Below are 12420 nucleotides of genomic sequence, written 5' to 3'. Positions count from 1 at the left end.
CGCAGATAGCTAGCAACTACAATTCAAGAAAAAATCAGATGAGAGCTCACTTCCGAAGTCCGACAACGCAGTAAAAACAGAAGAAAACTCACCTCGGTAGTCAGCTTAGGGAGTGCAAAGGGGAATGTCTACTACGGGATAGGTTTATGTGATTCAGCAATTCATCCCTAGTGTCTATTCCAAAGATTGAGGTTTAAAAAACATTTATCTAAAGATTCAGTTTTCGAGAAAACGAATCGTCTATTAAATGGCTTTCTCCAAAAAATATACTCTCATCTCCCTACGACGCTTAAAACCAAGTTTCTCATAGAGTCGGATCGCGCCGTAATTATCTCTATTCACGTGTAGGAATGGGATTTTAGACTCAGCCAAGATGCAGCGGATCTGATTGCGGAGGAGTTCGGCTGCCAAGCCTTTCCCCACAAAATCCGGATGGGTGCAGACGGCGCTGACCTCCACGTAGGGGTCCGGGTGTAGGCGCTGACCGGTCATCGCGACGAGTTTTTCTCCTTCAAATATTCCCTCATAATAACCCAACTCGATGGTTTTGGCGAAGAATGGGCCGGGGTTGGTGAGCGCTGTGATCTCCAACATAGCCGGAACATTTGCCTTCGAAAGCGGCACAGCTTTTCCGTGGGCGTCCGGTGGGAGAGCAGTGTCACCCTCAAAAACCATCTGGGCGATCGGTCTTTTGAGTTTTATAATCCATGATTTGGGAATCGCCTGCTCTCCGGTCGTAAATAAAATGATCGAATCTCCCTGGGAAAACCACTTGTCCAGATCACTCCATGCTGCTTCACTGTACGACTGAAATCCAACGAACAAGCCCATACTCCGGTTCATGTATCTCACGCGATCATTTCCCTGCGAGTACTTTTCGGTTCCAGAGGTCAGCGCATTCCAGATGGGATTGTCAAGTACTGAGGTCATGGTAGGCGGCTTTATTGAGTTGATTTTCGATTCTGTCGTCGGGACGTTACAGTCACCTGAAAAAAAGATCGAATCCCCCCGGTACGGAGAGTCGTTGGTCACACGAATTTCTTTCGCTTAAACCAGAAGAAAATAATTATCGAAATGCCGATCATGATGGCCCAAGTCACATAATACCCAAGGTGCCAATCCAGCTCCGGCATGTAGGTGAAGTTCATCCCATAGACCCCGACGATGAAGGTAAGTGGCAGAAAGAACGCGGAGAAAATCGTCAGGAGCTTCATGACATCATTGCTTTTTTGGGCGGTAAGCGAGATGTGGGTGTTGAGAATGGCCTGCGCATCCTCGATCACCTCATCGAGCTGCAGCATGTAGTTGACGACGGATTCCTTGATGTCTTGGAGATCGGAGATGTTTTCAGGTCTCACGGCAAGTTGGTTGAGGACATTGTGAGAAAACTGCAAAAGTTTGCGGCATATTCTGGCTTTGGATTTCTGATAATAAAGCTGCTGTATGGAGACTTCTCCGTGTTTTTTAAGGAAAATCTCCTTTTCGTTCTCATCCATCTTGTCACTCAGCCAGTTCACAGGCTCAGCGAAGGTCTGCAACATATCATAGACGATGGTGAGCATCAATGCCTCAGGATTATCAAATTCCTCTTCTTGCAACTTGTTCAGAAAAGCAAATGGCTTTTGGTGTATCGTGATCAAATGGTCTTCCTTGATCAGAAAAGCGACCTTATTGCTCAGCTTGGCGACCGTGGTATGATTGTGATGCGGTTCGACCGAAAACGCCCTGAAGATGATAAAGGTAAAGTCCCCGTGTTTTTCCAGCTTGGGAAGGTGGCCGTGTTCCAATGCATCATCCAGGAGATTGATGTCGATCGAAAACGGATGTGTCAGACCAATAAGCTCCCGTTGCTTTGGTTTTTCGATATCCAGCCATTGAAATTTTCCAAAGGTTTTTTTGAAATGAGTCATGTGAAGAAGGCCGGTTTGGATGGGTTTTCGATCTTTTTGAAGTCCAATTTCCGAAAGGAAGTGTTAGTCAATATAATAGTTTTTGTTTTTGAATTCGGGTGTTTTTCCCAAAACTCAGCCACTTGAGACTACTTGACTACTTGGGTGAGACTGAGGCGAAGGATTTCGCCCATGTTTTTGCAGCCGAGAAATTCAGGGTTTTTGTAATGCCGGGCCAACTCGGCCTTTAGACTGTTTTCATTTTCCGCAGGGGCAAGATGATCGTGCTCCATACAGCGCAGAATATCCTCGATCTCTGTATGGGAAGATTTCAGTCTGGTGGTGATGAGCGCCCGTTCTTCACGCTGATATTGTCGCATGGACTCCGGCGTGATGTATTTCATCCCCAATTGGATCAGCGCGTTATTTTCCTTGAAATACTGGGGCAGGTAGATCGATTTTTTGCTTTCGTAGCTCTGCTGGTCAAAGTCGATCGCCCGAATGCGATAGTGGGTTTCCTCAAAGTCAGGCGTCACGTCAATCACAAAATTGGAAGAGTGCATGTCTCCCAAGAGGCGGACAAAGCAGCGTTCGTTGAATTTGACAAATTCCTTGGCGAGACGGATCGGGTTGAGGTGTGGATCTTCCATGTGGAGTTTCATGAACTTTTCACCCGGAATCCCCGCGATGTGCTCCTCAATCAGCGTGTTTTTATGTACGAGATAGCTGATTCGGTTGGGGGAAAGGAGATCCTCCAGCTCAAGGCCATAGACCCGTGACGCGTCTGCGTTTTTGATGTAAAAGTAATCGAAGTTGTCATTGATTCTGTTGACGATCCGCACCCGAAATGGCTGCGTATTGCCATACACGCAGAGATCAATCCGGTCTACGAACAAGTGGGCCATCACGCTCATATCCCCGCCGGCCTTGAGTAGGGCGTAGATCTTCTTGACATTATGGTGGATTTCCTCCCGGTCGCTTTCGGCAAAGAAAACCGTTTCCCACAGTGTGTCTTGGTCTTTGGTGTCGTACAGAGCTACCGAGCCGTTGTAGCGTAGGAGCTCGTGGTAGTGGATAGGAATATCCACCTCACGGGAATACTTGATCAGATAGCGCCTCAGAACCGGACCAATGGGGTAAATGAGCTTTTTCTTGCTGATCAGCGCCATGATTTATAAGTGTACCTGTTGACTTTTCTTGAGATATCTGTGAAAAATGAACGGTCCGAATGGCAGGATGGAAGCGACGAGGGCAAACAGCGTTTTTGCAAAATCCCATTTCAACTTGCGGGCGGTCGGAAATACGGTGTATACGTAGAGGATGAAAAGAAGTCCGTGCGCCCAGCCCACATACTTGACTGCCAACGGCCAATCAAATACATACTTGAGGGGCATCGCTATCCCTAAAAGGATCAAAAAAGAGAGCCCCTCTAGCAGGCTGATCCATTTAAATCTTCGGGCCCAGGTGATTTGTTCGGTATTCATTTTTTGGGGGAAAGGTTGAATAAGACTTGTAGGGAAGTCCAGAGTTTTACTTTCAGGTTTTTGTCTTCGGAGATTTCGGTGAGTGAATCCGCAAATAGGTATTCGGTTTCATTTTCTGAAAACACTTCGTAGCGGGAGGAAGAAATGCCGTTAATCGGGTGCTTGATGCGGCCAAATTTCAAGAGGATGTGGGCATTTAGATTTTGAAGTTCGTCCATTGTTCGGTCTTCCAAAACGGACGAAGCAACCATACCGACTTCACTCATCGAGTGACCGCAGGCCTTGATCATCTTCATCAGCATCTCCATCACCTCTGGCTTGAGATCGTCTTCCTCGTGGAGAATCAGCACGCCTTTGGAGAAGTTACCTCGAACGGGAATTGGCTCAGGAGTCAATTCTTCGGGTTCGTTTTCCGGTTCCGGCTTGGCTTGGGAATACTTGGCAGACGCTTCGGACTCCGCAACGGTGTCGACGGTGCGCATGGCATCGGTTTGATTTTCAACAGTCGATAACTCAGCTTTTGCATTCAGCTGGATTAGAATCGCCTCCCGGTCTTCAGGAATAAGATAGATTTCTTCTTCGATCAGGGTTTTGAGTTCCTCCAGACTAGCGTTTTCCATGGCTGGAAATTGGGTAAAAATTGCCGTACGGCAAAGTTTGAACGGGATTTAATACTGAGATCAGCGACTCTCCTGGTAGGGGATCTATGATTTTTGAAGGTCGGTTTAAAGCCGAAGTGAAGGATAGTTCGTTCGATTCTGAATGTCGAATTTCCAACTCCTAAACCTTCGTCACCATAATCTTATCGATTCGCTGCCCATCCTTGTCGATGACTTCGAGTTTGAGATTTTCCACCTGTAGTGTATCTCCAACTTCTGGAATGTTGGCTGTTTTGTGGATCATCAGACCCGCGACCGTCGTGAAGCCCTTCGCTTTCAGCAGACTGCTTAGGCCGAAGTATTTCACAAAATCAATCAGGGCGTATTGGCCATCCACCAGCCAGGACGAGTCGTCTCGCTGTATGATCTGGTATTCCTCCGGATCCATATCTCTGTAGTCTCCCATCAGCGCATCCATGACGTCATTCATCGAGACCACTCCCATGGTACTGCCGTATTCGTCGACTACGATGCCGTAGTGCATTTTTTCTTTTTTGAAAAGCTCGATCACCTGATAGGCAAAAGAATTTTCGTTGATAAACAGCGGCTTTTTGGCAATTTTTCGGATATCAAAGTCCTGCTCCAGTCCAGGTGCGAAGAGGTCTTTGACCATCACCATCCCAACAATATCGTCCAAGTCGTCGGCATTGCAGAGCGGATAGGCGGAGTGTTTTTCGTTGTTGATCTTGGTGCGAATTTCGTCCCAGGTATCCGTCAGATTGAAATAAACCAACTCGGTGCGATGGGTGAAAAGCGTGTTGATCCGTCTGTCTCCGAGTTCGAAAACCCGCTCCACGATGTCCTGCTCGATGCCCATGATTTCTCCTCCCTGTGCACTTTCCTTGATGATAGCTTTGATTTCCTCCTCAGACACTTTGGACTCGACGATGTTTTTGATGCCAAAGACAGCCAGCAAAAAGTCGTTGGAGATGGACAAAAGCCAGACGAAAGGTGCGGCGACTTTCGAGATGATCCTCATTGGCTTGGCGACTGCCATGGCGATGGGTTCGGGAAAAGTCATGCCCAGCCGCTTGGGAAACAATTCCCCCAAAACAATTGAGAGATAGGTAATAAATAGCACAACGATGGTGGTGGCTATTGGACTTGCATAGGGAGCTAGAATCTCGACTTGCAAGATGAGATCCGAGAGATATTTGGTGGCATTTTCTCCGGAAAAAATCCCGAGCAAAATCCCGATCAGGGTAATTCCTATCTGGACCGTCGAGAGAAATTTGGTTGGGTTTTCGGCGAGTTCCAAAGCAACTTTGGCATTGGAGCTGCCATGCCTTTTCGCATTTTCGAGTTTGAATTTTCGCGAGGAAACGAGTGAAATCTCAGACATGGCGAAAACACCATTGAGTAACACAAGCAATAGCAAAATAATTAGTCCCACTGCTGAAGGTATAGGTTTGGCTCAAATTCGATAAAAAATAGGGATTTCCAAAAAGGAACGTGTTGCGACCGCAGACTTTTGAGAAATGCAAAAAGGACAGGTGCTGCCCGTCCTTTCTGCTGTAGATTTATTCCTGTCGGATCAATCTTTACTTTTGCTGTTCTTCTTGTCAGCCTTCACTGCTCTTTTTTCTTTCAGAGACAGGGCGGGTTTTTTCTTTTCGCTCTTTTTGGTTTCAGGTTGCTTTGCCATGGGTAGGGATGTTTAACAGTTGAATTGTACACTCAGGAAGATACTCATTTGCCGCTCGTTTTGTTGCCTTCCAAATCGATATTTTTCAAAGGATACGCATCCTGAGAATTCTTACCTCAGACCTAGGGCGGTCTTGGGAGTCTGTCTCTACGGCAGCGATCGCATCCACCACCTCCAAACCTGAAATGACTTCTCCAAAGACCGTGTAATTCTGATCCAGATGTGGCGTGCCACCGATGGTTTGATAGACTTGGCGATGCGGTGCGGGAATCTGATACTTGTCAAAATTCCAGTAGCTGTCTAAAATCGAATTGAGACGGCCGTTCAGTTCTTTGGATAAAACGGTGTCCTTTTCTGTTCGGGCAGCTTCCAGCGAATCGATCAGCGGCTTGTTGGCCGGGTCGTTCATTCCATAATGGCGGGCAAGCATCTTGTTGATTCGACCTTCGTTGTGTGCCAGGAGGCTGTCGTTTTGGACTTTTCCCTGGACGATATAAAGCTGGGTACTGCTCGATGCCCGCTCGGGATTGCCGGTTCGGGCAGCGCCCAAAGCTCCTTTTTTGTGAAACAAATCCGGAGTGATCTCGGCCGGAATGGTATAGGGTAAATCGGAACTTCCAAGATTTGACAGGGTGTCGGCGTGTTTGCTTTGGGTATCACCTCCTTGGATCATAAAGTGCTCGATCACCCGATGGAAAAGCAAACTGTCGTAGACGCCATCCTCCACAAGCTTGATGAAATTGTCGCGGTGAAGCGGTGTTTCGTCGGAAAGCTGAAGGACGATCGTGCCGAAATTTGTGACCATCTCCACCTTGACTGGCGGATCGGTTTGCGCGGTGAAAAATGAAAGTATTGAAAACAGGAACGTGTAGATGGGTGTCATGGGAGGTTGGTATTGAATCTCAAGTAAAGCAGAAATTTGAAGATTATCTCTCGATTTGGTTTATCGCCCAAGTGAACGTCGTCACTCATGTGATTTCTAATAGTTGTTAAATGCGGTGGTTCGTCACAGTCGTAAGTACGAGTGCTGTCATGTCGACCGCAAAGAAAAATCGTATCATGTATGAAGGTGGAATAGATCCCTTCTGATCACTGGGACTAAACACTGAAAACTTTTGTCCCTCACCACTTACAATCGATTCACTTTCCCTCCACTGACAACACATAAGTCACCATCGCTCGGGCATCTTCGACAGAAACCTTGGGATGGGCGCTCATCACTGGATAGCCCCAAGCCCCGAAACCTCCGCTGATAACTTTTCGCGCTAGCATATCGATGATGGCCTCACGCATGGGATACCGCCTGGCGATGTCTGAGAAGGATGGACCTTTGGCTTTGTCTGCTTCCTTGTGGCATTGATAGCAATCGGAGTAAGCAACCAAAACCTGTCCTCGCTTGATGATTTCCAGATCAACTTTTTCGTCTTCGCCGGGGACGACGAAGAATTCCTTTTTCTCCGGCTCGGAAAATGGCCTAATCTCTGGGGTTTTTGAAGAGCATGCCGATAAAAAACCAAGAAGGAAGGTCGTCGCCAGGATTAATCCGGAGTTCATTGAAAGCAAGGATGGGTGGGGTGGAAAGATAGAAAAGAAATAAAAAAGTCGAAGGGATTGTGGTTGAATATCCGCCAGCCCCCAAGCAGCTGCCTTGCCGATAAAACCTAGAGAAGATGGGTGTATGCATTGCTGTTTTCCGGTGTTCCTCTTTGTAAAACCAAAATAAGTCTACCTCCAAAAAAACTGAATTTCCAGAAGTCACTCCTTGTAATTAAATCGATACTGGAGGTTCACAAAAAATTGTCTGTTTAATGCTTCTTGGGATGTACCAATATAATAATGTGTATTTCTCCAGCTATAGGTTGCGCTGGCTTGCCAGCTCTTCGTGATTAAGGCCTGCGCCTGGATAAATTCCCCAAAATTGCTGGTTCCCACTCTCAGTTTATTTCCTTTTGGCAGTCCAAAACCCGATCCTAGGGCGATTTCAGCACGCATACTGGGAAATGGAGATGGCAAACTGTTGGCTAGCCCGCCATCAGCAAATAGGATATGCTCTGGTCCAATTCTCATATAAGCCTGTGGATATATGGGGCTTTTAAGTGTGCCTGTATCGGGACTCGGCGTGTCAACGAGATTTTCTGGTGCTCTCGTCCAATACAGATTACCAATATGTAATCCACCACCTATTCCAAACCATTTGACGTCATATTGAACATAGGGATTGATGGAAAACAAAAACCGATCTGAGGTGATTGCAGTACTTATTTTTTCTTCTCCATACTGTCCCATTGAGATATTGGCACCGTAGCTAAATGCATCTTTTTCAGAGATCTTGGTTCGTCCATATCCGAAACCCGCATTCCAATACTCATTTCTGAAGGTTTCAAAAGTTCGGGATGATCCACATCCGCTGGGTGGGCCGGACAGTAAAAAAGAAGTCTCGGAGTAATAGTCACCTGATGAAAATCCAACATTAAAAAAATCATACCCTCGAGTTCTCGTACTGTCTGAAGGGAGATTTTCTTTCAGTGTCTGACTCATGAGTAAGAGGGGCAATACCATCAGCGCTAAGGTCGCCCAGCGAAAGGAAGGAATTGTATTTTCTTTGAATAGGTAGAATGCCGAAATAAACAACGCAGGAATCAGCATCAAATTCATAGCAAACAATTCCGGCCCGGTTAGCCAATTTCTCAACAACCAGGTCATGCATACGCTTATCATTAGCACCAGCCAAACCGCTGCTTGTTTGGGCGGATCAGAATAGTTTGATGCCGGGAGAAGCCTCCATTTCTTCTCTCTTAGGTAAAAATATCCCAGCGCAAATAGCGAAACCCCAAATAATATCCACTGCATGACTTTTAGTCCGCCCCAGATTTCGCCTCCCATAGCATGGGCATAGGGATCTCGAAAAAACTCAATTATGGTTCGGATACCAGCCCAAACTCCGATGGATATCAGAAACAACCCTCCCTGTGATTTCACTTTCTTTCTAACAATCAGGAGAAGTACGGCGACGAAAATACCGTTTAACGCTTCATAAAGCTGGAATGGGTGAATGGGAGTGGTACTTGTCGCAGTAGCTTCAATTAGCCCGACTTGGAATTGGTGGAAATGAGGAGGGGATCCAAATCCATAGTTGACTCCCCAGGGCATATGGGTGGAGGTTCCAAAGCAGCAACCCAGAATCAAACATCCAATTCGTTGGATAGCGATGGAAACCGGAATTGCGATTGCCATTGCGTCTAAGCTTCCAGTGTGGATTTTGAAAAGACGGATCGCTACAAAAAACGCTGCCAAACCTAGGGCGAATCCTCCGATAATAACCTTTTCAGTGGTTTGAGGGAGTTCCAATTGGTAGACAGCGGTAACCCAATCAGCGAATGAGAAGGCAATGACCTTGGTTCCTATGATGAAAAACAATCTGGAAATTGCCAAAACCAACAACCAACTCACCAAGGGGATTTTCATTTGTCGACCTTCGCAAATCATCCAAATTGTCGCAACAAGGAAGGCTAAGATGTAAAAGAAATCAAAATAAAATCCCGCTTGAGAACCTCCGAAAAGAATAGGTTCGGAGAATACATTTAATGTAAAAACCAAATTTCCCATTTCCGTTTGTTTTTAACCGAAGTTATATCAATCAATTGGAAATGAATCATTTATGGGTGAATTGGTTTATTGAAAAATCATAAAAATAAAATTATTTTAAGGGATTGGAATTAAAGAATAAAACCTTAGCCGAAAATATAAATTAGTTCAATAACGGAAGCGCTCAAGATCCTGAGTTTGGATTGACCTTGTTTAAAAAAATCGAAAAAGCCGGAGGGGATTGTCCCTTCCGGCCTTTCATTTTTCCAATGGCATCGGTCACCGGACATCGGACATTCCTACTTCTGCTGCGAAAGGAAGTTTACCAGCGAAGCGAGTTCCTCGTAGGAAAGTGAATTGGCCAAGCCAGCGGGCATCATCGAGTTTTCCAGTTCCTTACGCTCCTTGATGTTCTTCTTTTCCAGTTTGGTAGCGGTACCAGTGATGTCGCGAATGGTCAATTCCTGCGCAGATTCCGCAGTGACAAAGCCCATGTAGAACTTGCCGTCGTTAGTCGTGATCTGTACAGAAGCAAAGCCCTGGGAGATCGAAGCATTTGGTTTCAAGATCGATTCCACGATTTGGTCACGATTCATGATCGAACCGATCTGACCCATGAATGGGCCTTTCATCACCTGACCTGCCTCGATGCTATGGCAGGCAATGCAACCCTGATTGGTAAAGATTGTTTTGCCAAGTGCGGGATCGCCCTTGATATCGCCCACGGCCAAGATTACGTCCTCGATAGAAGCTGCACCTACCTGGCCTTTTTTGTTTTTGATGGATTCGAGATCGATTGCTGCCTCCTCTACCGCAGGCGGGGCAGACTCTGTACCGAGTTCGACAATACCCAGTCGGTGTCTGTCATTGAGCGCCGCGAAAAATACCTTTTGCGATGCATCAGCTTTGTTTGCTTCTGCTACAAGGAAGGTTTTGATTTTTTCGGACTCAGACCAATTCTCGGCTTTGTAGTATGGACCGTGGGTATCCGGACGGGTTCCCCACCACCAGCTGCCGTCATAGGGGGCTTCTTTTTGATAAAGTCTGGAAAGGTCGGTGAGGATCTCTGATTTTTTCTCGTTGTTTTCAGTCTCTGCGAAAGCCGAAATCAACCCATCCACCACTTTCGGGTCGTGCATGTAGCGAAGTGCCCAAAGTGCCAACTTGTAGTTGTCAGAATCAATAGCCTCAACCGTTGCATCGACGGCGTTCAGGTCTACAAGCGCCTTCACAGCCAAATGCGGAAGAACGATTGCAGAATTTGGAGTGGCATGTGGGCCTTCGGTGTCTTTCGCAGGGATTTTAGCAGATGCGGGAACGGCCATCTCAAGCAGCACCTCGGCAGCTTTCGGATCGCCCAATCTTCCCAAGCCTACAATCGCTGCAACCTGTACCCGTGGGTTGGCATCCTCAGCAGCGGCGATGAAAAGATCCACCGGCACGCCTGTCAAGCAGCCTTTTCTGTCCGCCAAAGCACGCAAGGCAAACTCACGGATTTTATCTTCTTCAGCTAGTTTCAACAGTTCCTCAACTCCAGAAGCGCAAGCCGCTTGCGCGTAAGTGAAAATCCCGGCAACTCGGGAATCAAGTGGAAGAGAAGTGTCCTGTGCGATCAGCAATGCGGCCGCGGCAGCTTCCACTTTTGATCTCGTCAGCATTTCCTGCTGGGCATCTAGTCGGGTGACGGAGTTTCTGGCTTTGAGAAGTTCCGCCAACTCAGCAACGGATGCTGCTTTCAAGTCAGGATACGCTTCGTATTTGTAGCCTACGGGTACCACCCGAACCACATAGCCTTTGTCAGGATTTCCGCGGAAACCGGCCCCGTCCCATGCGGCGAGGTACATCTGGCCAGAGCCGTCCAGATCCACATCAGTGATCTGCGAAAGTTTTATAAAGTTCTCATCCTGTTGGGTAAAACTCGGACCGTCCATGCTTACTCTATGAATGTACAGCTGGCTTTTACCCCAGTCAGCCATCATCGGTACACGGTTGTATTTGGCCGGCCAACGCTCGTCATCCATGAAGTACGAACCGGTACCAGACCCCCCGCCGACATCGACCAAAGCCGGAAGAATTTCGTCAGTGAAGTGCTTGAAAAGGCTTGGATAGCCATATTCACCGCTTTGGAGGTGGTGGATAAAACGGATGTTCCAGCCTCCGCCGTCGTTGGTGTTGCCGCGGGTGTAGACGTTCATAAAGGGGTCAATCGCCACATCGTAGATGTTTCTCGTTCCGTGGGTATAGACTTCCATTTCGGTGCCGTCAGGTCTTACCCGCACGATCCCGCCGCCGAGCATGGTGAGTTTGGTGCCTTCGCGATCTTCTGCGTCGACAAAGCCGAAATCACCGACAGCGATATAAATCCAACCGTCGATTCCCATGCGGATGCCGTTGGTGGAGTGGTCAGTACCTCGGCTTCTGAGTTGATTTTGTGTGCTGATCCCGGTGATCAGCGGTTTGGATGGGCCGTCGGCAACGCCGTCTTTGTTTTTGTCCTCAAATACTACCAAGTCCATGCCGGTAGCGAGGCTATCTGTGCCAAAAGTCGTGTGAAGCACAAACACCTGATCACCCATCGCGATGATCCCTCGAGGGTTATCCACCTTGGCAAATTCCGTGTGGGAATCCATCGTGCCATCGTGATCGCTGTCCACGAGCTTCATGATGCTGCCTTTGCCGGGAGTTTTGCCCAGCGAACCAATCATATCGACACCGACAAATACCTCGCCTGTAGCCGCTACGGCCAGACAAGAAGGACTCGGAACTAAATCCGGGCCCGCAAAATTGGTAATGAGCAATTCGGTGCTATCGGCTCCTATACTGTCAGAGACGATGCCTTCTGAAGAGAAATAATCAGTCAGCTCGGCGAGATCGGAAGTTTGAGAGGGCTTGTATTTGCTGCAACCCACCAAAGCGGAGATTGCAAACAAGCCTAGTAGGGTCTGTGAAATTTTTAGCATGCCAAAAATGGAATTATAATTTATTCGTGACGGATTCTGAACGAATCAGCCACGAATATATCGCTTTAGCGTGGCGTGACTTTCCTGTTTCTTGCCAAAGGATGACATTAATGCGCTTTTTTTTTCTGAAAGTCTGGTTAGCGTATCCCATAGTTGTTCCGTGATATCAGTTTTTGCTAAGGTGTTTCTTTGGAGAAA

General features: G+C 47.3%; 10 protein-coding genes. All 10 read right to left on the bottom strand.

From position 1 onward, the window contains the following. Positions 1-243: 243 nt before the first annotated feature. The 10 genes from ABD031_RS12955 to ABD031_RS12910 all read right to left on the bottom strand — a co-directional run bounded on the left by ABD031_RS12955 (position 244) and on the right by ABD031_RS12910 (position 12222). Entirely contained in the window at positions 244-930 is a 687-nt protein-coding gene (locus ABD031_RS12955) for a GNAT family N-acetyltransferase (RefSeq protein ID WP_343852112.1), read from the bottom strand. 98 nt (positions 931-1028) lie between these two features. Next, a complete protein-coding gene (locus ABD031_RS12950) occupies positions 1029-1910 on the bottom strand; it encodes a CorA family divalent cation transporter (protein WP_343852110.1) in 882 nt (293 codons plus the stop codon). Between the two features lie 128 nt (positions 1911-2038). Then, positions 2039-3058, bottom strand: a complete 1020-nt coding sequence (locus ABD031_RS12945; protein ID WP_343852108.1) for a hypothetical protein — start codon at positions 3056-3058, stop codon at positions 2039-2041. A 3-nt stretch (positions 3059-3061) separates the two neighbouring features. Continuing rightward, positions 3062-3373, bottom strand: a complete 312-nt coding sequence (locus ABD031_RS12940) for a DUF3817 domain-containing protein (protein WP_343852106.1) — start codon at positions 3371-3373, stop codon at positions 3062-3064. Further along, entirely contained in the window at positions 3370-3993 is a 624-nt protein-coding gene (locus ABD031_RS12935) for a hypothetical protein (RefSeq protein WP_343852104.1), read from the bottom strand. The genes ABD031_RS12940 and ABD031_RS12935 overlap by 4 nt, the downstream gene beginning before the upstream one ends. A 160-nt stretch (positions 3994-4153) precedes the next feature. Then, positions 4154-5425: a hemolysin family protein gene (locus ABD031_RS12930; protein WP_343852102.1), complete on the bottom strand. Its 1272-nt coding sequence runs from the start codon at positions 5423-5425 to the stop codon at positions 4154-4156. Between the two features lie 337 nt (positions 5426-5762). Beyond that, positions 5763-6560, bottom strand: a complete 798-nt coding sequence (locus tag ABD031_RS12925) for a peptidylprolyl isomerase (protein WP_343852100.1) — start codon at positions 6558-6560, stop codon at positions 5763-5765. A 257-nt stretch (positions 6561-6817) separates the two neighbouring features. Then, positions 6818-7231: a c-type cytochrome gene (locus tag ABD031_RS12920; protein ID WP_343852098.1), complete on the bottom strand. Its 414-nt coding sequence runs from the start codon at positions 7229-7231 to the stop codon at positions 6818-6820. A 201-nt stretch (positions 7232-7432) separates the two neighbouring features. After that, complete coding sequence (locus ABD031_RS12915; RefSeq protein ID WP_343852096.1) at positions 7433-9283, bottom strand: prolipoprotein diacylglyceryl transferase; 1851 nt, start codon at positions 9281-9283, stop codon at positions 7433-7435. Positions 9284-9561: 278 nt separating this feature from the next. Further along, on the bottom strand, positions 9562-12222 hold the full coding sequence (locus tag ABD031_RS12910; RefSeq protein WP_343852094.1) for a DUF7133 domain-containing protein: 2661 nt from the start codon (positions 12220-12222) through the stop codon (positions 9562-9564). Between the last annotated feature and the right edge of the window lie 198 nt (positions 12223-12420).

It is taken from the genome of Algoriphagus jejuensis, from assembly GCF_039523455.1.
Taxonomy (GTDB): domain Bacteria; phylum Bacteroidota; class Bacteroidia; order Cytophagales; family Cyclobacteriaceae; genus Algoriphagus; species Algoriphagus jejuensis.
This window is presented reverse-complemented; position numbering and strand designations above follow the sequence as displayed.